General features: G+C 58.5%; 19 protein-coding genes and 4 tRNA genes. 18 read left to right on the plus strand and 5 right to left on the minus strand.

Annotation, left to right across the window (positions count from 1 at the left end; all coding sequences use genetic code 11):
- From purF to ACIF4X_RS06110, 10 genes are all read left to right on the plus strand, one after another.
- Positions 1-1,482, plus strand: a 1,482-nt coding sequence (gene purF / locus ACIF4X_RS06065) for an amidophosphoribosyltransferase (protein WP_397481383.1), incomplete at its 5' end; no start/stop codon positions are given.
- 73 nt (positions 1,483-1,555) lie between these two features.
- On the plus strand, positions 1,556-2,767 hold the full coding sequence (locus tag ACIF4X_RS06070; protein ID WP_397481384.1) for an O-succinylhomoserine sulfhydrylase: 1,212 nt from the start codon (positions 1,556-1,558) through the stop codon (positions 2,765-2,767).
- Positions 2,764-3,540, plus strand: a complete 777-nt coding sequence (locus ACIF4X_RS06075; RefSeq protein WP_397481385.1) for an SDR family oxidoreductase — start codon at positions 2,764-2,766, stop codon at positions 3,538-3,540. The genes ACIF4X_RS06070 and ACIF4X_RS06075 overlap by 4 nt, the downstream gene beginning before the upstream one ends.
- Before the next feature lie 216 nt (positions 3,541-3,756).
- A tRNA-Val gene (locus ACIF4X_RS06080) sits at positions 3,757-3,832 on the plus strand.
- Between the two features lie 56 nt (positions 3,833-3,888).
- Positions 3,889-3,965: transfer RNA gene (locus ACIF4X_RS06085), tRNA-Asp, on the plus strand.
- Between the two features lie 93 nt (positions 3,966-4,058).
- A tRNA-Asp gene (locus ACIF4X_RS06090) sits at positions 4,059-4,135 on the plus strand.
- A 492-nt stretch (positions 4,136-4,627) separates the two neighbouring features.
- On the plus strand, positions 4,628-7,459 hold the full coding sequence (locus ACIF4X_RS06095) for a xanthine dehydrogenase family protein molybdopterin-binding subunit (RefSeq protein ID WP_397481386.1): 2,832 nt from the start codon (positions 4,628-4,630) through the stop codon (positions 7,457-7,459).
- The gene (locus ACIF4X_RS06100) at positions 7,452-7,991 is read left to right on the plus strand and encodes a (2Fe-2S)-binding protein (protein WP_034152761.1); all 540 of its coding nucleotides are present in this window, start codon (positions 7,452-7,454) and stop codon (positions 7,989-7,991) included. The genes ACIF4X_RS06095 and ACIF4X_RS06100 overlap by 8 nt, the downstream gene beginning before the upstream one ends.
- Positions 7,992-7,993: 2 nt before the next feature.
- Positions 7,994-9,229 (plus strand): c-type cytochrome, encoded by a 1,236-nt coding sequence (locus ACIF4X_RS06105; protein ID WP_397481387.1) that lies wholly within the window; start codon positions 7,994-7,996, stop codon positions 9,227-9,229.
- A gap of 1 nt (position 9,230) precedes the next feature.
- Positions 9,231-10,202, plus strand: coding sequence for an XdhC family protein (locus ACIF4X_RS06110; protein ID WP_397481388.1), 972 nt, complete (start codon positions 9,231-9,233; stop codon positions 10,200-10,202).
- A 42-nt stretch (positions 10,203-10,244) separates the two neighbouring features.
- On the opposite strand, the gene ACIF4X_RS06115 is transcribed toward ACIF4X_RS06110, so the two are convergent.
- Positions 10,245-11,528, minus strand: coding sequence for an NAD(P)/FAD-dependent oxidoreductase (locus ACIF4X_RS06115; protein WP_397481389.1), 1,284 nt, complete (start codon positions 11,526-11,528; stop codon positions 10,245-10,247).
- 183 nt (positions 11,529-11,711) lie between these two features.
- Here ACIF4X_RS06115 and ACIF4X_RS06120 point away from each other — a divergent pair.
- Positions 11,712-11,788 (plus strand) — tRNA-Val (locus ACIF4X_RS06120).
- A gap of 615 nt (positions 11,789-12,403) precedes the next feature.
- A complete protein-coding gene (locus ACIF4X_RS06125; RefSeq protein ID WP_397481390.1) occupies positions 12,404-12,859 on the plus strand; it encodes a DUF2214 family protein in 456 nt (151 codons plus the stop codon).
- A gap of 210 nt (positions 12,860-13,069) precedes the next feature.
- Here the strand turns inward: ACIF4X_RS06125 and csrA are convergent, their stop codons facing one another.
- Positions 13,070-13,264, minus strand: coding sequence for a carbon storage regulator CsrA (gene csrA, locus ACIF4X_RS06130; RefSeq protein WP_003179932.1), 195 nt, complete (start codon positions 13,262-13,264; stop codon positions 13,070-13,072).
- Between the two features lie 250 nt (positions 13,265-13,514).
- Here csrA and ACIF4X_RS06135 point away from each other — a divergent pair, with 250 nt between their 5' ends.
- Positions 13,515-13,880, plus strand: coding sequence for an SPOR domain-containing protein (locus ACIF4X_RS06135; protein ID WP_397481391.1), 366 nt, complete (start codon positions 13,515-13,517; stop codon positions 13,878-13,880).
- 85 nt (positions 13,881-13,965) lie between these two features.
- Entirely contained in the window at positions 13,966-14,877 is a 912-nt protein-coding gene (locus ACIF4X_RS06140; protein ID WP_397481392.1) for a siderophore-interacting protein, read from the plus strand.
- A gap of 56 nt (positions 14,878-14,933) precedes the next feature.
- Here ACIF4X_RS06140 and ACIF4X_RS06145 read toward each other — a convergent pair whose 3' ends face one another.
- From ACIF4X_RS06145 to ACIF4X_RS06155, 3 genes are all read right to left on the minus strand, one after another.
- Positions 14,934-15,623: an endonuclease gene (locus ACIF4X_RS06145; protein WP_095111733.1), complete on the minus strand. Its 690-nt coding sequence runs from the start codon at positions 15,621-15,623 to the stop codon at positions 14,934-14,936.
- 4 nt (positions 15,624-15,627) lie between these two features.
- Entirely contained in the window at positions 15,628-15,897 is a 270-nt protein-coding gene (locus ACIF4X_RS06150; protein ID WP_090282667.1) for a DUF1654 domain-containing protein, read from the minus strand.
- A gap of 196 nt (positions 15,898-16,093) precedes the next feature.
- Positions 16,094-17,182 (minus strand): asparaginase, encoded by a 1,089-nt coding sequence (locus ACIF4X_RS06155; RefSeq protein WP_397481393.1) that lies wholly within the window; start codon positions 17,180-17,182, stop codon positions 16,094-16,096.
- 349 nt (positions 17,183-17,531) lie between these two features.
- On the opposite strand from ACIF4X_RS06155, the gene ACIF4X_RS06160 reads away from it, so the two are divergent.
- The 4 genes from ACIF4X_RS06160 to ACIF4X_RS06175 all read left to right on the plus strand — a co-directional run bounded on the left by ACIF4X_RS06160 (position 17,532) and on the right by ACIF4X_RS06175 (position 21,723).
- Complete coding sequence (locus tag ACIF4X_RS06160; protein WP_397481394.1) at positions 17,532-17,981, plus strand: hypothetical protein; 450 nt, start codon at positions 17,532-17,534, stop codon at positions 17,979-17,981.
- 201 nt (positions 17,982-18,182) lie between these two features.
- Complete coding sequence (locus ACIF4X_RS06165) at positions 18,183-19,139, plus strand: sugar ABC transporter substrate-binding protein (protein WP_397481395.1); 957 nt, start codon at positions 18,183-18,185, stop codon at positions 19,137-19,139.
- A 56-nt stretch (positions 19,140-19,195) separates the two neighbouring features.
- Positions 19,196-20,749, plus strand: coding sequence for a sugar ABC transporter ATP-binding protein (locus ACIF4X_RS06170; protein WP_397481396.1), 1,554 nt, complete (start codon positions 19,196-19,198; stop codon positions 20,747-20,749).
- Positions 20,746-21,723 carry an ABC transporter permease gene (locus tag ACIF4X_RS06175; RefSeq protein WP_397481397.1) on the plus strand — a complete coding sequence of 326 codons (978 nt, stop codon included), beginning with the start codon at positions 20,746-20,748 and terminating at the stop codon, positions 21,721-21,723. Before ACIF4X_RS06170 ends, ACIF4X_RS06175 begins: the two co-directional genes overlap by 4 nt.
- The last annotated feature ends 2 nt before the right edge of the window (positions 21,724-21,725 follow it).

Raw genomic sequence — 21,725 nt, forward strand, 5'->3', positions numbered from 1 at the left:
GGTAAGTCGAACGTCAATCAGGCGCTGTATGACGCGCTAACCGTGCTCCAGCACCGAGGCCAGGACGCTGCCGGTATCGTGACCAGCCATGATGGCCGGTTGTTCCTGCGCAAGGACAATGGCCTGGTGCGTGACGTGTTCCAGCAGCGTCATATGCAGCGCCTGGTCGGCCACATGGGTATCGGTCACGTCCGTTACCCGACCGCGGGCAGCTCGACTTCGGCCGAAGCCCAACCGTTTTACGTCAACTCGCCTTACGGCATCACCCTGGCGCATAACGGTAACCTGACCAACGTTGAACAGTTGGCCAAAGAGATCTACGAATCCGACCTGCGTCACGTCAACACCAGTTCCGACTCGGAAGTGCTGCTCAACGTGTTCGCCCATGAACTGGCCCAGCGCGGCAAGCTGCAACCGACCGAAGAAGACGTGTTTGCCGCCGTGACCGACGTGCATAACCGTTGCGTCGGTGGTTACGCCGTCGTGGCGATGGTCACCGGTTATGGCATCGTCGGCTTCCGCGACCCGCACGGCATCCGCCCGATCGTGTTCGGCCAGCGTCACACCGACGAAGGCGTCGAGTACATGATCGCCTCCGAAAGCGTTTCGCTGGACGTGCTCGGTTTCACCCTGATTCGCGACCTGGCTCCGGGCGAAGCGGTCTACATCACTGAAGACGGCAAGCTGCACACCCGTCAGTGCGCGACCAACCCGTCCCTGACCCCGTGTATTTTCGAACACGTCTACCTGGCGCGTCCGGATTCGATCATCGACGGCGTGTCGGTCTATAAGGCCCGTCTGCGCATGGGTGAGAAACTCGCCGAGAAGATCCTGCGCGAGCGTCCAGAGCACGACATCGACGTGGTTATCCCGATTCCGGACACCAGCCGTACCGCAGCACTGGAGCTGGCCAACCACCTGGGCGTGAAATTCCGCGAAGGTTTCGTCAAGAACCGTTACATCGGCCGGACCTTCATCATGCCGGGCCAAGCGGCGCGCAAGAAGTCGGTACGCCAGAAGCTCAACGCCATCGAACTGGAATTCCGCGGCAAGAACGTGATGCTGGTCGACGACTCGATCGTGCGCGGCACCACGTGCAAGCAGATCATCCAGATGGCCCGCGAAGCCGGCGCGAAAAACGTCTACTTCTGCTCGGCCGCTCCAGCGGTTCGCTTCCCGAACGTCTACGGCATCGACATGCCGAGCGCGCACGAACTGATCGCGCACAATCGCTCGACTCAGGACGTGGCGGATCTGATCGGCGCTGACTGGCTGATCTATCAGGACCTGCCTGACTTGATCGAAGCGGTCGGTGGCGGCAAGATCAAGATCGAGAACTTCGATTGCGCAGTGTTTGACGGCAAGTACGTTACCGGCGACGTCGACGAGGCTTACCTGAACAAGATCGAACAGGCGCGAAACGACTCCTCGAAGATCAAGACCCAGGCGGTCAGTGCGATCATCGATCTGTACAACAACTGAGTTTCTACCGGCCCTGAGGGGCCGGTTTTGTATCTGACTTTCAATTTTCGCGAACAGGGCAAGGAGTGACAGCATGAGTCAGGAATGGGATGCCGGTCGGCTGGACAGCGACCTCGAAGGCGTAGCGTTCGATACCCTGGCCGTACGTGCCGGTCAGCACCGTACGCCGGAAGGTGAGCACGGTGATCCGATGTTCTTCACCTCCAGCTACGTGTTCCGCACGGCTGCCGATGCGGCCGCGCGGTTTGCCGGCGAAGTGCCGGGCAACGTTTACTCGCGTTACACCAACCCGACCGTACGTGCGTTCGAAGAGCGTATTGCTGCACTGGAAAGCGCCGAGCAGGCCGTTGCGACCGCCACCGGCATGGCCGCGATCATGGCGGTGGTGATGAGCCTGTGCAGTGCCGGCGATCACGTGCTGGTTTCGCGCAGTGTGTTCGGTTCGACCATCAGCCTGTTCGAAAAGTACTTCAAGCGTTTTGGCGTGGAAGTCGACTACGTGCCACTGGCCGACCTTTCGGGGTGGGATGCGGCAATCAAGTCGAATACCAAGCTACTCTTCGTCGAATCGCCATCCAACCCTCTGGCTGAACTGGTCGATATCGCCGCGCTGGCGGAAATCGCTCACGCCAAAGGCGCGATGCTGGTGGTCGACAACTGCTTCTGCACACCTGCCTTGCAGCAGCCGCTGAAAATGGGCGCAGACATCGTTGTGCACTCGGCGACCAAGTTCATCGACGGCCAGGGCCGTTGCATGGGTGGCGTGGTGGCCGGTCGCAGTGAGCAGATGAAAGAGATCGTCGGTTTCCTGCGTACTGCCGGGCCGACCCTTAGCCCGTTCAATGCGTGGATCTTCCTCAAAGGTCTGGAAACCCTGAATCTGCGGATGAAGGCACACTGCGCGAATGCTCAGGCGCTGGCCGAATGGCTGGAGCAGCAGGACGGCATCGAGAAGGTCCATTACGCCGGTCTCAAGAGCCATCCGCAGCATGAGCTGGCCCTGCGTCAGCAGAAAGGCTTCGGTGCGGTAGTGAGTTTCGAGGTCAAGGGTGGCAAAGAGGGCGCGTGGCGCTTTATCGATGCGACGCGACTGATTTCGATCACTGCCAACCTTGGCGACAGCAAGACTACGATCACCCACCCGAGCACCACTTCTCACGGCCGTCTGGCGCCGCAGGAGCGTGAAGCGGCGGGTATCCGTGACAGCCTGATCCGCATTGCGGTCGGCCTGGAAGATGTCGCTGACTTGCAAGCCGATCTGGCGCGCGGTCTGGCGGCATTGTGATCGAGTTGTCCACCCCTGCAGCCGGTACCCATGGCCGCGTTGCACTGGTCACGGGTGCCGCGCGCGGTATCGGTCTGGGGATCGCGGCGTGGTTGATCAGCGAAGGCTGGCAAGTGGTGCTGACGGATCTGGATCGTGCGCGCGGTTCGAAAGTCGCGAAGGTGCTGGGCGACAATGCTTGGTTCATCGCGATGGATGTTGCTGATGAGGGCCAGGTAGCACTCGGCGTTGCTGAGGTGTTGGGGCAGTTTGGTCGTCTCGATGCACTGGTGTGCAACGCGGCGGTCGCTGACCCGCACAACATCACGCTCGAAAGTCTCGACCTGGCTTATTGGAATCGCGTGCTGGCGGTCAACCTCAGCGGGCCGATGTTGCTGGCCAAGCACTGTGCGCCGTATCTGCGCGCGCACAATGGTTCGATCGTCAATCTGGCCTCTACTCGTGCGCGACAGTCGGAGGCGGACTCCGAGGCGTATGCGGCGAGCAAGGGTGGCTTGTTGGCGCTGACGCATGCCTTGGCGATCAGTCTCGGGCCGGAGATTCGCGTCAATGCGGTCAGTCCGGGCTGGATCGATGCGCGTGATCCTTCTGCACGTCGAGCGGAGCCTTTGGCAGATGCCGATCATGCTCAGCATCCGGCGGGCAGGGTAGGGATGGTTGAAGACGTGGCGGCGATGGTTGCGTGGTTGCTGTCGAGAAATGCCGGTTTTGTCACCGGGCAGGAATTCGTCGTCGATGGCGGCATGACGAAAAAGATGATCTACAGCGAGTAGATGGCCTTTTTCGCCGAATTTGCGTTGAATCAGCTGACGCCTTCGCGAGCAGGCTCGCTCCCACATTTGGAATGCATACCCCCTGTGGGAGCGGGTTCGCTCGCGAAAGCGGTTTTGCAGGATGGAAACAATTTCGTCTTTTTTAGAAAAACTTCAATCCTGCTATTGACTTAGGTTCGCTACCTGCGTAAATTTCGCGGCCTCGGAGATGCAAACGGGTGATTAGCTCAGCTGGGAGAGCGTCTGCCTTACAAGCAGAATGTCGGCGGTTCGATCCCGTCATCACCCACCACTCCCCGAGAGACTTGCGAAAGCAAGAGCGTAGGCTGAAAGTGCCTGCACCGACGCGCAGCGGTAGTTCAGTCGGTTAGAATACCGGCCTGTCACGCCGGGGGTCGCGGGTTCGAGTCCCGTCCGCTGCGCCATATTTTACGAGTCAGAGTTATCTGGTTCGCGATTGCCAAGCACCGAAGCTGGCAGTCAAAACGAGTTACTTGAGCGCAAGCTCAAAGCGATACGCAGCGGTAGTTCAGTCGGTTAGAATACCGGCCTGTCACGCCGGGGGTCGCGGGTTCGAGTCCCGTCCGCTGCGCCATATCTGCTTCAAGGACCACTGAACGCCTTGAAGCACCGAAAGCAACCACTGGTTGATTCGGAATCGATAGCAAAGACCCTGGTCGAAAGACCGGGGTTTTTTGTGTCTGAAATTTGCCTTCCCTTCTTTTTCTCTTCCTCCGATCCTGCGCCCGACACGAATCTCTGTAGGAGCTGCGGCACGCTGCGATCTTTTGATCTTGATCGTAAAAAACAAGATCAAAAGATCGCAGCCTCGTGTCACTCGTCAGCTCCTACATGAGGATGGCGTTGGGGCCATGCGGTGCCACGTCGCATTGTCTTTTTTGATTCTTTAGTCAGAAATTTGTATCTGGTTGTTTGCTGCGAGCGCAGAAACCTTTAAAGTTAACCTTTCGGTCAGCTTTGCACTGTCATTTCGTCCTTCGTTTAGCCAAGAAGGGCTTCTGCAAGACTCGAGATTCCCCAGTAGATAACCAGAAGGGCGGACACATAACCGCCCAGAGGATGATCCATGTCCAACCGTGAAATATCCCGGCGCTCGTTCCTCCAGGGCGGGCTGGTGGCGGGTGTGAGCGTCACGCTCACGCCGCTCAGCAGTCAGGCGCTGGCTGCCTTGATGGAAAACACTGTCACCGTGCCGTCCGAGAAATGGCTCGGCAACAACGGCAAGGCGCGTCAGCGTAACGATGCACTGTCCAAGGTCTGCGGCAGCAAAGTCTTTGCCCGCGACATCCGCTCCAAGGACATGCCGGGCTGGCCTGAGCAGCAAGGCCACGCCATGTTGCTGAAAACCATCAAGGCTGACCGCATCTACGACGGCTACGACTTGTCGTGGCTTGGCGCCGATTTGCAGCCCGACCGTATCGTCACCGCTGCGGATCTGGACAAGGACGGCATCGTCTTCCCGGAGGAGCACGCCCCGGATCCACTGCTGCCGGAAGGCAAAGTGCCGATGTTCATCGGTCACCCGGTAGCGATCCTGATCTGGAACGACTTCGAGCGTTTCCGTCAGGCCAAGAACAAACTCAAATTCAATGACAAAGCGATTCGTTACGGTGCCAAAGTGCCGTTCTACGAAGGTGACCCCTACGGCAGCTTCCGCTACGTGCGCGTCGGCGGACCGACCTCGGCAGACGAAGACGAATTCGCCAGCCTCAAAGACTCGATTCTGTTCCCGATGCTGAAAAACCGTCGTCCGGTGTGGAATTCCCAGCCGAACCTGCACGGCAACCTGACCGAGCGTGGCCTGTTTTACGCCGACCGCATGAAGAACGAGATCGATACGCCGCCGGACAACTGGCTGGTGTTCGACGAGCGCTACAAAACCCCGTCGATCGAACCGGCCGCCATGGAGCCGGACAACGGCAACGGCTGGTACGATCCGAAAACCAAGACCTTGCACTTCGTCGTGGCCACCCAGTGCCCGCTGGAAGCTGCGACCGAGACCGCGAAAATGATCGCGCCGTCGCGTTTCGGCCTGGCCAACCTGAACATGCACCCGGGTTACACCGTTGGTTACGGTTCCAAAGATCACAACATCTTCGTCTACTACGCAGCTCTTGCCGCGTTGTATGGCGCCGGTGTACCAGTGCGCTTGGCCAACGACCGCTACGAACAGTTCCAGAGCGGCATCAAGCGTCACCCGTTCGACATCCGCTACCAATTGGCCGTGGACAAGAACGACTACAGCTTCAAGATTTTCCGCGCTGAAATGAGCGTCGACGGTGGTGGTCGGATCAACTACAGCCCATCCGTAGCGGCGGTTGGCGCCACGGCGGCGCAGTCGATCTACTACATGCCGCAGAACGACCTGCAAGTCACTGCCTACCACTCGCGTGGTGTCGAGGCGGGTTCGATGCGTGGTTACGGTACCCTGCAAAGCATGGCGGCGACCGAGATGATGGTCGACGAAATCGCCAATCGCCTCGGTGTCGATGCCATCGACTTGCGTCGCAAGAACGCCCTGCGTTCCGGTATGAAAAACACTCAGGGCGCGATCCCGGCCGGTGCTCTGCGCTTGCATGAAATTCTCGACAAGGCCTCGGTACACGAAGTCTGGAAAAACCGCGACGCGATCAAGAAACAGCGCGAAGCCGCAGACCCGGACAACTGGTACGGCGTCGGTTTCGCCATCTGCCAGAAAGACTTCGGCACCGGTTCCGAAGCGCCGATGGCCAGCATCGAATTCACCGCTGACGGTCGCATTACCCTGCGCCACATCGGTATTGAAATCGGCACCGGCATGTCCACCTCGCAAGCCCTGGTGGTTGCCGATTTCCTCGGCAGTCCGGCGCACGAAGTGAAAACCGGCGAAACCGAATGGAAGGAAATGCAGCTGATTACCAGCGGCAACCCTTACATCATGAGTCAGGCCGAGCAGGACAACCTGCTGCGTAATCCGCGCTGGGTTGGCAAGTTAGCGTCTGCCTCATCCGCGACCAACTCTGCTTACTACTTCAGCCACGCCACCCGTGAAGCGGCCCGCGTGCTGTTCAACAACGGTTTGTGGCCGGCGGCCATGGAAATCTGGCGTCAGGGTCCTTATGGCGGTCAAGCCAACCCTTACGTTGTACGTCGCGAAGATGCGCACTGGGTTGACGGTAAACTCACCGCGAACGGCATGCAGCCGCTGAGCTTCGAAGAGCTGGCCAAACATGCTCACGAGCGTGGTCTGGTGACCGGCGCCACCGTTCATGCGTTCAACCGCTGGAGCTGGGCTGAAGCCGAATACAGCATCGACGGCGTGCGCGAACGCCTGCCGCTCGACGGTCTGGCAGTGAAGTACGGTGATGGCGCACCGAAAGCCAAGAAAGCGCTGATGAACACGGCGGGTTTCCACCTGTTGGATCGCCAGAACATCAATTACCCGGTTGTGCAGTTGAACAACGCTGCCGTGACCTACTACAGCCCGGTCGCCACGCTGGTCGAGTTGAAGGTCAACAAAGGCTCGGCAGAAGTCGAAGTGCTCAACCACCATTCGTGGGTCGAGTGCGGTCGTGTGCTGGTCGAAGAACTGGTCAAGGGCCAACTCGAAGGTGGTATCGCCATGGGCATCGGCCACGCCTTGATGGAAGAGATGCCGCTGTACGAAGGCGGACCGGGGGAGGGTGACTGGAACTTCAACCGTTACCGTCTGCCGATGGCGCGCCACGTTGCCGTGTGGAAACAGACGTCGGAGATTCTGCCGGCGCTGTCGCCAAGCGATCCGTCCAAAGGCATCGCCGAAGTGGTGATGATCCCGATCGTCGGGGCCATTGGTAATGCCGTGGCGCATGCCGTCGGTAAACGTGTTCGCGATCTGCCAATCACTGCTGCGCGCATCAAGGAGGCCCTCAATGGCTAACCGTCCGTTTCAACTGACCCTCAATGGTCAATCCGTCGGCCCGGTGGACATCCCTGATGACCTGCCGATGATCGACTACCTGCACGAATACAAAAACCTCACCGGCTCGCGACTGGGCTGCGGCCAGGGCATCTGCCACGCCTGTGTGGTGATCGTCGACAATCCGGATGGCACCAGCGAAGAAGTGCGCACCTGCATCACCGGCGCGCATTACTTCGAGGGCAAGAAAGTCCGCACCATCGAAGCTCACGCCAAGCGCGATGAGGCGGGCCAGGTCACCGAACTGAACCCGATCCAGCAGCGCTTCGTCGACGAGTTCGCCTTCCAGTGCAGCTACTGCGCACCGGGCTTCGTCAACGCCGCGACCGTGCTGGTGGAAAAGCTGCAGCGCCAGCCGACTGTGCAAAGCAAGCTCGAACAAGTCATCGAGGACAGCCTCGGCCATCACGTCTGCCGTTGCACCGGGTACGTGCGTTATTACAACGCCACCCGCAACGTGCTCACCGATCTCGGCCTGGTCAAGGAGGGTTAAGCATGAAGCTTTTTCTGACCCGCCTGACCTTGGCGGTCGGCCTCGCTGCGCCGATGTTGTTGGCCCACGCCGATGATCAGGTCAAGCGCGGCGAATATCTCGCTCGCGCCGCTGACTGCATGGCTTGCCACACCGCTCCGGGTGGCGCGCCGTTTGCTGGCGGGCTGCCGATCGTCTCGCCATTCGGCACGATCTACGGCACCAACATCACCCCGAGCAAGGAGCACGGCATCGGTCTGTACAACGATGACGAGTTCTTCGCCGCGCTGACTGAAGGCAAGCGCCGTGATGGCGCGAACCTCTATCCGGCGATGCCGTACACCTCGTATCACCTGATGCCGCGTGCAGATTCGGACGCGGTCCATGCGTACCTGAAAACCATCGAGCCGATCGAGCGCGCAGCGCCGGTCACTAGCCTGAGCTTCCCGTTTAACGTGCGCCCGGGTTTGATCGGCTGGAACATGATGTACGGCAAAGCGCTGAAGCTGGAGCCGGCCGAAGGCAAAAGTGAAGCCTGGAAGCGCGGCCAGTACATGGTCGAAGTCCTCGGTCACTGCGGCGAATGCCACACGCCACGTGGCCTGCCGGGTGCGATGCAACTGGACAAACGTCTGACCGGCGGCATCCTCAATGGTTATCTGGCGCCGAGCCTACTGGCCACTGATCTGGCCGCTCGCGGCTGGAACGAGCAGGACCTGGGCACGTTCCTCAAGCACGGTATGAGTGCGCAGGGGACGATGTTCAACGAGATGTTCCCGGTGTTCCACAACAGCACGCAAGGCCTGAGCGACACCGATCTGGCGGCGATGGCGACGTTCCTGCTCGGCGACAAACCGCCGGCAGCGAAAACGCTGGTTGAAGTGCCCGTGGACAAACTCAGCGCCAGTGCCCAGCGCGGCCAGCAGGAATACCTGAACGTCTGCGCCGGTTGCCATGCGGTCGGTGGCGAAGGCAAACCGCACATCGCGGTGGCCATGCGCGGCAATACTACGTTGCGTCTCGAGGATCCGCGCAACCTCCTGCGCGTAATCGAGGATGGGATCGGCGAGCAGAAGTTCTCCGGGTTCGAGCATATGCAGCCGATGCCGGGTTTTGCCGACAAACTCAGTCCGGAACAGCTGACCGATCTGCTCAACTACCTGCGCCAGGGCTGGGGCGGTCAGTCCGCCGAGCTGGCAGTGAGCGAGGTGCAGAAGCTGCAAGCCGACGCACCGTCCATCGAGCACAAGGCGCACTGACATGCAGCATCTCGATCTACAAGTGGTTCGTCGGGCGCTGGAGTGGTCGGTGGCGGGGCAGCGCATCTGGCTCTGCACCGTGCTGACGACTTACGGCTCGGCACCGCGTGCGCCGGGTTCGCTGCTGGCAGTGAACGATGGCGGACAGTGGATCGGCTCGCTGTCCGGCGGCTGCGTCGAGGAAGATTTCCTTGAGCGTGTCGCCGAAGGTGCGTTTCTCGATGCAGTCAACGTCGTGCGTTACGGCGAAGGCGACGATCCGCGCTCGCGGGTCAGTCTGCCCTGTGGCGGCATTCTCGATGTGCTGGTAGAGAAATTTGACGCCGACTGTGAGGTGCAGGCGCATCTGCGTGAATTGGAGTCGGCGCTGCTGGGTCAGCGCCGCTTGATTCGCGAGGTCGATCTGGTCAGCGGTGCACGCACTTTGTTTGCTGATCGCGAGCAGGGTGCGCGGATCGAGCGTGAGATTGATCGGGTGCGCATTCGTATTGGCGCGGCCCAGCGTTTGTTGCTCGCCGGGTATTCCAGCGTGGCGCAGGCGTGTGCCGAGTTTGCCGTTGGCCTTGGCTTTGAAGTGATTCTCTGTGATCCACGCGATGAAGTGCTGGAAGGTGTGGTGCTGGATGGCGTGGAGATTCGTCGGCAATTGCCGTCGGTGTTTATTGCCGACGGTGGCTGTCATCGTGATACGGCGGTCGTGGCGCTGACGCATGATCCGCGTATCGACGATCTGGCGATGATGGAAGCGGTGCGCACTGAAGCGTTCTACATTGGCGTGATGGGTTCGCTGCAAACATCGCAGAAGCGGTTTGAGCGTTTGCGCCGGATTGGCGGCTTGGGCGAGGCTGAGCTGGCGCGAATTCACGCGCCGATCGGTCTTAACCTCGGCAGCAAGACGCCGGCGGAGATTGCCTTGGCGGTGCTGGCGGATATTCTGCGGATCCGGAGCGGGATTGCTCGGGATCAGCTCTGAGTGCTGTGTTTAATAAGAAGGGCCGCTATCCGCGGCCCTTTTTTACATTCCGAATTTATCGCGTAGCCCGTAATACCACGCACCCAGTGCGGCAAACGGCGTGCGCAACAGTTGCCCGCCCGGGAACGGGTAGTGCGGCAAATCGGCAAACGCATCAAAACGCTCAGCCTGGCCGCGTAAAGCCTCAGCCAATACTTTGCCCGCCAAGTGCGTATACGTCACGCCATGGCCGCTGCAACCCTGCGAGTAATAGATGTTGTCGCCCAGGCGTCCAACCTGCGGCAAACGCGACAGGGTCAGCAGGAAATTTCCGGTCCATGCGTAATCAATCTTCACATCCTTGAGTTGCGGGAAAGCCTTGAGCATCTTCGGGCGAATGATCGCTTCGATGTTTGCCGGATCCCTTGCGCCATAAACAACACCACCGCCGAAGATCAGGCGTTTGTCGCCCGTGAGGCGGTAGTAGTCGAGCAGGTAATTGCAGTCTTCAACGCAGTAGTCCTGCGGCAGCAAGGCTTTTGCCAGCTCATCGCCCAGCGGTTCGGTGGTGATCACTTGCGTACCGCACGGCATCGATTTGGCCGCCAGTTCCGGCACCAGATTGCCGATGTACGCGTTGCCGGCGACGATAATGAACTTGGCTCTGACCTTGCCTTGCGGTGTATGTACCACCGGATTGGCGCCGCGCTCGATGCGCACGGCAGGCGATTGTTCATGGATCGTACCGCCGAGCGACTCGACCGCCGCTGCTTCGCCGAGCGCGAGGTTGAGCGGATGAATATGGCCGCCGCTCATGTCGAGCATGCCGCCGACGTACTGATCGCAGGCAACCACTTCGCGGATGCGGCGTTGATCGAGCAGTTCGAGTTGCGTATGGCCGAAACGCTCCCAGAGGCGTTTCTGCGATTCCAGATGGCCCATCTGCGTGGTGGTAAGGGCTGCGAATACACCGCCGTCCTTCAGGTCGCACTGAATGTTGTACTTGGCCACGCGCTCGCGAATGATCCGGCCACCCTCGAACGCCATCTGCCCGAGCAGTTGCGCTTGCTTGGGGCCAACGCTGCGTTCGATGACGTCGATGTCGCGGCTATAACTGTTAACGATCTGCCCGCCATTGCGCCCCGAAGCCACGAAACCGACCTTGGCCGCTTCCAGCACGGTGACGCGAAAGCCGTTTTCCAGCAGGAACAGGGCGGAGGACAGCCCGGTATACCCGGCGCCGATCACACAGACGTCCGTCTCCACGTCATCCTGCAAGGCAGGGCGGGGCGGTACGGCATTGGCCGACGCAGCGTAATAAGACTCTGGGTAAGGGGTGTTCGCCATCCTGCCGCCTCTGTTTAATATATTTTACGAGTGCGCCGATCCTACCCGAGTTGAAAAACCTCCGCCAGCCACCGGAAAATCTTCGTCGACGACCCGAAATTAAATATTTTGCATATTCATAGGGTTAGGTGAAAAAAAGGTGTTGACACCCCTCCGGAATTCCGTAGAATGCCGCCTCACAGCAGGCACGTAGCTCAGTTGGTTAGAGCACCACCTTGACATGGTGGGGGTCGTTGGTTCGAGTCCAATCGCGCCTACCAAACAAAATCCGCTCTGCTGGGCGGTCTGGAAGGGCTCACCGAAAGGTGAGCCCTTTTTTGTTGTCTGCGATTTGCAAAACTTTTGCAAAACCCTCCTCAGGGCGTCAGGTGGACTTCGCGTTTAGTCGATCTCAGGGCATTCGAAATTCCATGCGAGGCGTGTTGATCCACAGCGAGTCGTACTTCACCGTTTTGCGGTCATTGCTGAATGGCGTGCGCCAGTCTTGGGCGTCTCCCCACCCACGATCAAATTTCTGCGTCGTCGGGTCAGGCAGTTGGCCGACGATTCACCGTTCGTCGCCAGCGCCCTTTGAAAAAGTGTGGATATTGAACAGGTTACAAGTGTTACTAACCAACCAGTTATCAAAAAAACGTTGTTACTGTTCGTGGAATTAAGTAACATTCGCCCCGCGTTCACCACCACGGTTTATGCATTTTTAAATCCCAAGCTTCCATCAGCTGCTTGGGATTTTTTTTGCCTGCGATTTGGCTTTGCCGCTTCATTTCCTCTCGATCCTTCGTAATTGCCTGGCGATTCCTCGCAGGCAAATCCCTGTTTTTTCGACTACTACTACTGACTGGCCGATTTTCAACTCTTTCTGACGGGGTGTATCGATGCTGGCTCACTGGTTTCTAGCAGCTATTCATCTCTTGGCTTTTGCCTTGGGCTTTTGGGCGATTCTGACGCGTGGAACGGCATTCAGTCGCCTCGCTGCTGGCGCAGGTGAGGCCAGGCGCGTTTTGCTTGCCGATAATATTTGGGGTGTCTCTGCGTTGATTCTGCTGGTGACAGGCGGAATGCGGGCTTTTGGCGGCTTTGAAAAAGGCACCGACTATTATCTTCATCAACCGCTGTTTCATCTGAAGATGACGCTGTTCGTGCTGATCCTGATTGTAGAGCTCGCCCCGATGATCACGTTGATAAAGTGGCGGATCGCGTCCGCACGCGGCGCAGCGATCGACACCGGGCGTGCACAGCTGTACGCGCGAATCAGTCATGTCGAGGCGTTTTTGCTGCTACTGATGATGGTGGCGGCCACAGGCATGGCGCGTGGCGTGACATTTGGTTAGAGGGCGAATTCTCTTCGCTCTATCGGAAACGTCCGACAGCCAGCCAGGGGGATGGCAGGTAGTATCCGGCAGCAAGAGGGGAGGTGTGAAGGGGAGGAGGTGTGTCAGGCGCCGTGCCCAGCAGAGTGGGGAGCGGATGGCAATACGGCGCGTGAATCTCTAGCCAGTCATTCCACAAGGTAAACGGACTGGCTACTGACTGCGATTGGTTCAGGGGGTCTGTGGCTTGTCCGGGGCGGTCAGGCCAGCCTGAATACGCTGGTAAATCTCTTCACGGTGCACGGCAACGTTTTTCGGAGCGTTGATACCAATGCGGACCTGTTGGCCGCTAACGCCCAGAATGGTGATAGTGATGTCATCACCGATATTTATGCTTTCACCGACTTTGCGGGTGAGTATCAGCATGGTCTTCTCCTTGATTGCTTTGTAGGGCACCTGATTCAGACAGTGCAGAGGTCGGTGGTACGTATAGATTAGTGCGAAGTCTCACGGTTTGGGTGCCTCTTTCTGACGCGCAGAAGCAGCATTAATTCCCAGGGCGTAACTATACAGAGGCTGCAACCATCAATCTCGTTGTTTTGTGCCCATTTTGCGGGGCTCGCGAAGTATTTATGAATGATAAGATCGCGGCTTTGAGAATTTCGAGGAAAGCGTTGTGCGCAAATTGGTTTGGGTAGTCGCGGCACTGGTATTGGCAGGCTGTGGTGAAGGCAAGAATGTAGACGCACCAAAGCCACAATCGGCCGCAGTCACGGCGCCGGCGGCGGCTGCACCACAATGGGATCTCGAGGTGCGCGGCGAAACTCCTCAGGCTGTCAGCGACCTGAGCGGCTGGTTGATCGAGCACGCCTTCGTGCCTACGGTAATCAAGGACAGCAGCGGCAAAACGCGGATCCTGATTGGCCCGTTCAATTCCCAGGCTGAAGCCGAAGCTCGCAAGGTACAAGTGGATGCGGCGTTGGTGAAGGCCAAAAAACAGAACATTGAATCGGTGTTGGTCGAGCATCCGCTCACGCCATAAATGATCCGGTCAGCGGAATCTCCTAAAGGCTATCAAACGCGACTCGTTCCTAAAGGGTCCAGATGATTTCCAGAAGGAGTTCCCCATGGCCTCCGCCAATCCTTACAAATTATTCGATGCCATCTTGCATCGTAAAACTCAGCTGAGCCCGCACATGATGCGGATCACGCTCGCAGGCCCAGCAGTCAGCGAGATGGCTACCTGGGCGCCGGATCAGCGGGTGAAGCTGTTTTTCCCTGCAGCCAACGGTTCTCACGCGAAGCTTTCCCAGGAAGATGGTTGGTACGCTCGCTTCCGTGCGATGTTGGCAGATCGACGTCCCGCCATGCGCACCTACACCATCCGCAATCTGCGAGCGGAGCAAGGCGAAGTCGATATTGATTTTGTTCTCCATGGCGAGACCGGTCCGGCGTCGCGCTGGGCGCTGCGGTCGCAGCCGGGTGATTCGATGCAGATCCTCGCGCCTGATCGGCATTTTTCGGCGAAGGAGGCTGGCGGTTTCGAGTGGAAGCCACCACACGCGCTCAACCAGGTTTTGCTCGTTGCAGATGCGACCGCGCTGCCGGCAGCCATGGGTATTCTGGATGAGCTGGCGTTGCTCGCAGCGCCGCCGCAAGTCCAGGCATTTTTCGAAGTGGACAGCGTTCAGGACATGCTTGCCGTTCCTGATTGGCCTGGGCTGTCGGTGCGTTGGCTGATCCGGGATCCGGCGAACGAAACCGTCGCGGGAGCGCTGATGGTGGAAGCGGTGAGGGCGGCGACTTTACCTGTTCACGTTTCTTCGGCGGGACAAGCGATCGAATTGGCTGACGTCGACATAGAACAGGACCTTCTCTGGGAAATCGCCGAAACCGCCACTGAAGGGTTTTACGGCTGGATTGCCGGAGAGTCTGCCGCAGTGATGAGCTTGCGCAGATACCTTATCAAGGAGTGTGGCATCCCTCGTGAGTCACTCAATTTGATGGGTTACTGGCGACACAACAAAGCGGCTAATTAAGCGCAAATGAAAAGGCCTCGAACATCGCGTTCGAGGCCTTTTTGTTGGCACTGAAATCAGCCGCAGGCTTTCATGTTCACCGGGCCGACAAACTCATTGCCGCGCCCCATCACGCACGCCACGCTCTGATTGCGCTGACGTTCCCAGTCCTGTACCGGGTAAGTCTTGTCCCACGCTTCATACAATTGGCGGTCCTGTTTCGACAGGCGCAAGCCGTACTGCTTGCTCATGTAAAAGTATGTGCGGGCAATCATGCCGCGTATCGAAGGACGAGGCATGACCTTCTTCGCCTTGAAGTCGACTTGGGTCAGGCACGAGCCGTACTGCCCGGATTGCACCGGCAACCAACCGTAGCTGAAGTTGCTGCGGTCTCCGTTGACCTCGCCAATGCTCGGTACCAGATTATGCAAGTCGGCTTCGGCCTTCTGATAGCTTGGGTCGTAACGGGTGCAGTTCTTCCTTCCACCTTCCTGCCAGCACTGACGCTGATGGCCGAACTGCCAGGCCGGCACGATGTGCTCCCATTCGATGCGCGACGCACGCTTGGCATTCTTGCGCGGTACGTAACCGCAGGCTTTCAGATCGACCTTGTTGCCGGTGTATTTACACCCGCAGTAAAACTCTGTGGACTGTGGCGCATACAGTTTCCAGGCGACCTTCTTGGCTTCGGTAAATGTGCGGGGTGCACCAGCCTGGGCTCCCATGGTGATAAACAGCAGCAGCAAAGCAAAACAACGGACACTCATTGAATCAATCTTCCTTCGGCACAACCCAAAAAATCTGCACGCCACCGTCGTCGCGATAGGCGAGGGTAACGTTGTCGTTCTCGTCGATTTCCTCGAGCAGGCGCTCCCAGTCATCCATCGGCTCGTCGGGCAGACGGAAGATCAGGGCGGCTTTGGCTTTCTGTGCAGTGGGGGAATTGATGATTTTCTGAACGCGCATGCCCATGCGTTCGTAAGCGTCAGGAGCATCTGGGGAGGTGGCCACGAGGTTATCCTTATTAAGCTGTACGTGCATACAGTATTTAACTGTAAGCATTTTCGCAACTGCTTAAAATTCAAGAAAATCCTCTGACAGCGGTTTTCCTGTTTTGGTGTAGGTCGTGGCGAATTTTTTGTGGGAAAAATGCGAGAGCGTTGTGAGCGATGCACCACCCAACCGACAGGCGAGTGGCGCAGTGTGCCCAATCAAGAATTGATTGGGCGAAGGTCCATCAATATTCCCAGAACATCCGTTGCAGCTCTTTGCTGTCGTTGGTTTTGGTCAGCGCGACCATTGCCAGGATGCGGGCTTTTTGCGGGTTCAGGTCGTGAGCCACAACCCAGTCGTACTTGTCGTCCGGCTGTTCGGCGTTACGCAGAACGAAGCCGCCGGCGTTGACGTGGGACGAGCGAATGATTTGCACGCCATCCTTGCGCAGCGCTTGCAGGGCCGGAACCACGCGGGAGGAAACCGAGCCGTTACCGGTGCCGGCATGGATGATGGCCTTGGCCCCGGATTGGGCGAGAGCCTTGTAGGCAGTATCGCTGACGTTGCCGTAGGAATAAGCGATCTCTACGTCAGGAAGACTCTTGATGTTCTTGATGTCGAATTCCGAATCCATGGTGTGACGCTTGGCTGGCAAGCGGAACCAGTAGGATTTGCCTTCTACCACCATGCCCAGTGGACCCCAGGCACTTTTGAAGGCTTCGGTCTTGATGTTGATCATCTTGCTGACGTCGCGACCGGACTGGATTTCATCGTTCATGGTCACCAGTACACCTTTGCCGTGCGCTTCTTTGCTGCTGGCCACGGCCACGGCGTTGTACAGGTTGAGCATGCCGTCGGCGGACATGGCGGTACCCGGACGCATCGAGCCGACGACGATGATCGGCTTGTCGGTTTTTTCCACCAGGTTGAGGAAGTAGGCGGTTTCTTCCAGGGTGTCGGTGCCGTGGGTGATGACGATGCCGTCGACGTCTTTGCTATCGGCCAGTTCGGCCACGCGACGGCCCAGTTGCAGCAGGTTTTCGTTGGTGATGCTTTCGGAGGCAATCTGCATGACTTGTTCGCCGCGCACATTCGCCAGTTTGCTCAACTCGGGAATGCCGGCGATCAATTGTTCGATGCCAACCTTGGCCGCCTGATAGGTGGCGCTATTGGCGGCGCTCGCGCCGGCACCGGCGATGGTGCCGCCTGTGGCAAGTACCACGACGTTAGCGAGCTTGGTCTGGGTTTCGACTTCTTTCGCCTGAAGGGCGGAAGGCAGGAGCAGGAGTAGGGCCAAAGCGCCCGGAACCAAACTGTTGAAAGCAGATTTCATTATTTTTCTCTCTAGTAGTGAGACGGTGCTGATGCAGGTTCATCTAGATGCACCCCGAGCCGATCTGGATGCCTGGGGTGCGGTGAAGGGAGCAGGATCTGTACCAGCCGTACTTTGCGTTAGAGAAATGTTTAACTCGATGATTTACATCAATATTTTATGAGTTGGCGAATCGCGGGGCGAATCGTTTATCCGGGTTTCCGAACACTGGACACTTTCGCGTTCGGCTCTCCGAAAAGGACTACTGCTTTTGTCCACTGAAACGAGTGGCGCGTTTCGGCGTTTCTGCTAAAGAAACCTTCGCGCGGGCCGATGGGTGTTCAAGGAAACTGAAATTTAGGGAGTTCACATGTCATTGACGGTCGGTTTATCAAATCCTGGCGCAGTCACCATTGGCGGCAAAACCGCAGCGACTATCAATGCGTTGAGTCAGGCGGAGGCGGACGCTTCTACCGAAGCGCTGGGCATCGAGAAAGAGCAGAGCAACCAAGTCAGAACCGGTGGTGCTGCCGCGCCAGAAGACAGCAAGGCTGAAAGCGGCGACAACCTCAGCGTCACCGTGAAGCTGCTGCTCAAGCGAATGCAGGAACTGCAGAAGCAACTTCAGGAGCAGCAACAACAACTGGCGGCCGCACAAGCCAAGACCTATCCGACGCCTGAGGCCAAATCGCAAGCGGTGATGTCCATTCAGGGGCAAATCGCACAAACCAGCGCTGCGATGGCAGAAGTGGCCGGTGCACTGGTCAAGGAAATGACGAAGAACTCCACCAGCGGTAACCTGGTCAGCACCACGGTATAAGCAGCGAAGGGGCGAGTCCGACGATTCGCCCTACAACAAATGACGATTTCTGATTGTTGACAAATGTCAGCGGGATTCGCATAGTTCGGTCTACGCAAACGTTTGCGTGGCTCTACCGGCGCTGTATGGCCCGGCAGAAAGCCAAGTAGCTTACGCCAGCGCAAGCGTTGCTCACAATAATCATAAGATCGGAGTGAACCCATGAAGCTGCCATTCGCTGGACGTCTTCTTGCTGTCGCTATGCTGGCTGCCACAGCCGCCGCACTACCTGTCTCCTCGGCATTCGCCGAATCCGCCGAAAAACCTAAAGTCGCGCTGGTCATGAAGTCTCTGGCCAACGAATTCTTCCTGACCATGGAAGATGGCGCCAAGGCCTACCAGAAAGAACACTCCGCCGATTTCGACCTGATCTCCAATGGCATCAAGGATGAAACCGACACTGCTGGCCAGACTCGCATCGTCGAGCAGATGATCCTGGCCAAGGTCAACGCGCTGGTTATCGCCCCATCTGACTCCAAGGCCATGGTGCCGGTAATCAAGAAAGCCGTTGATGCCGGCATCACCGTGATCAACATCGACAATCAGCTCGATCCGGCCATCGTCAAAAGCAAAAACATCAGCGTTCCCTTCGTAGGTCCGGACAACCGCAAGGGTGCACGTCTGGTCGGTGAATACCTGGCCAAGCAGCTCAAGGCCGGTGACGAAGTCGGCATCATTGAAGGTGTGTCCACGACCACCAATGCCCAGCAGCGTACCGCTGGCTTCAAGGATGCGATGGACGCCGCGCAGATCAAGGTCGTCTCCCTGCAGTCCGGTGATTGGGAAATCGACAAGGGCAACAAGGTTGCTGCGTCGATCCTCAGTGAATACCCGGACGTCAAAGCGCTGCTGGCCGGTAACGATAGCATGGCCGTCGGTGCCGTTTCCGCCGTACGAGCCGCCGGCAAGGCTGGTCAGGTGAAGGTCGTCGGTTACGACAACATCAATGCGATCAAGCCAATGTTGAAAGACGGTCGCGTGTTGGCCACCGCTGACCAGTTCGCTGCAAAGCAAGCTGTGTTCGGCATCGAAACCGCGCTGAAAATCATCAAGGGCGAGAAAGTCGACAGCGGCGCCAACGGCGTGATCGAAACACCGGTCGAGCTGGTCACTCAGTAAGTCTTCTGGCGACACAACGGCGCTCGTCCGTCCGGGCGAGCGCATGGAGAGTTTTTATGTCAGTTTCCGCCCCGAACGCTGTCCTCTCGGTCAGCGGTATCGGTAAGACCTATGCGCAGCCGGTGCTCAGCGGCATCGATCTGACGCTGATGCGCGGTGAAGTGCTGGCGCTGACCGGCGAGAATGGTGCAGGCAAAAGTACCCTGTCGAAAATAATCGGCGGACTGGTCACTCCGACCACCGGACAGATGCAATTCAATGGCAAGGACTATCGACCGGGCAGTCGCACCCAGGCTGAAGACCTCGGCGTGCGTATGGTCATGCAAGAACTCAATCTGTTGCCGACACTGTCGGTCGCGGAAAACCTGTTTCTCGACAATCTGCCAAGCAACGGCGGCTGGATCAGCCGCAAGCAATTGCGCAAGGCTGCTATCGAAGCCATGGCGCAAGTCGGCCTCGACGCGATTGATCCGGATACGCTGGTCGGCGAGTTGGGTATCGGCCACCAGCAAATGGTCGAAATCGCCCGCAACCTGATTGGCGATTGCCATGTGCTGATTCTCGATGAGCCGACCGCGATGTTGACTGCACGTGAAGTCGAAATGCTCTTTGAGCAGATCACTCGGTTGCAGGCACGCGGCGTCTCGATCATCTACATTTCCCACCGCCTCGAAGAGCTTGCCCGAGTGGCGCAGCGCATTGCCGTACTGCGTGACGGCAATCTGGTCTGCGTCGAGCCGATGGCCAATTACAACAGCGAGCAACTGGTGACGCTGATGGTCGGTCGCGAGTTGGGTGAGCATATCGACATGGGCCCGCGCAAGATTGGTGCCCCGGCGCTGACGATCAATGGCCTGACCCGCTCCGACAAAGTGCGAGACGTTTCATTCGAAGTGCGTGCCGGCGAGATCTTCGGAATTTCCGGACTGATCGGGGCAGGGCGCACGGAATTACTGCGTTTGATATTCGGTGCAGACACCGCTGACAGCGGCACCATCGCCCTCGGCTCGCCAGCCAAAGTGGTCAGTGTGCGCTCGCCAGTCGATGCGGTGCGCAATGGCATCGCGCTGATCACCGAAGACCGCAAAGGTGAGGGCCTTCTGCTCAGTCAATCGATCAGTGCCAATATTGCGCTCGGCAACATGCCGGAAATTTCCAGTGGTGGGGTCGTCAACAACGGCGACGAAATCGCTTTGGCGCAGCGTCAGATCGACGCCATGCGTATCCGCAGTTCGAGCCCGACACAATTGGTCTCCGAGCTGTCCGGTGGCAACCAGCAGAAGGTCGTGATTGGCCGCTGGCTGGAACGTGATTGTTCGGTGCTGCTGTTCGACGAACCGACCCGTGGCATCGATGTCGGCGCCAAGTTCGACATTTATGCCCTGCTCGGCGAACTGACGCGCCAGGGCAAAGCGCTGGTGGTGGTGTCCAGTGACCTGCGTGAGCTGATGCTGATCTGCGACCGGATCGGCGTGCTGTCGGCAGGGCGGTTGATCGACACCTTCGAGCGCGACAGCTGGACCCAGGATGACTTGCTTGCCGCCGCGTTCGCCGGCTACCAAAAACGTGATGCGCTGCTCAATGAAGCGGCGCCTAGGGATCTCCCATGAAAACTGCATCTCCTGCCGGCAAACGTGGTGGCAACTTCTATGGCTTGGGCACTTATCTGGGCCTGGCCGGTGCCTTGCTGGCGATGATTGCGCTGTTCTCGGTCTTGAGCAGCCACTTTCTGTCCTATAACACCTTCAGTACGCTGGCCAACCAGATTCCTGATCTGATGGTGCTGGCGGTCGGCATGACCTTCGTGTTGATCATCGGCGGCATCGACCTTTCGGTAGGTTCGGTGCTGGCGCTCGCCGCTTCGACGGTCAGCGTCGCCATGCTCGGTTGGGGCTGGAGCGTATTGCCGTCGGCGTTGCTCGGCATGGCAGTGGCGGCACTGGCTGGCACAGTCACCGGTTCGATCACGGTGGCGTGGCGGATTCCATCGTTCATCGTCTCCCTGGGTGTGCTGGAAATGGCTCGGGGTCTGGCGTATCAGATGACCGGATCGCGCACCGCGTACATCGGTGATTCGTTCGCCTGGCTGTCGAATCCGATCGCGTTTGGCATTTCGCCATCGTTCATTATTGCCTTGCTGGTGATCATCATTGCCCAGGCCGTGCTGACCCGGACCGTGTTCGGTCGCTACCTGATCGGCATCGGCACCAACGAAGAAGCGGTGCGACTCGCAGGGATCAATCCAAAACCTTACAAGATTCTGGTTTTCAGCCTGATGGGCCTGCTGGCCGGTATCGCCGCGCTGTTTCAGATTTCCCGTCTGGAAGCCGCTGACCCGAATGCCGGTTCCGGGCTGGAGTTGCAAGTGATCGCGGCTGTGGTCATTGGCGGCACCAGTCTGATGGGCGGGCGCGGTTCGGTGATCAGTACGTTCTTTGGTGTGTTGATTATCTCGGTACTGGCGGCGGGTCTGGCGCAGATCGGTGCGACCGAGCCGACTAAACGAATCATCACTGGCGCCGTCATCGTGATCGCGGTGGTGCTCGACACTTATCGCAGTCAGCGCGCCAGTCGCCGGGGCTAAGA

The sequence above is a fragment of the Pseudomonas sp. NPDC085632 genome, assembly GCF_044541255.1.
In the GTDB taxonomy this organism is placed as follows: Bacteria; Pseudomonadota; Gammaproteobacteria; order Pseudomonadales; family Pseudomonadaceae; genus Aquipseudomonas.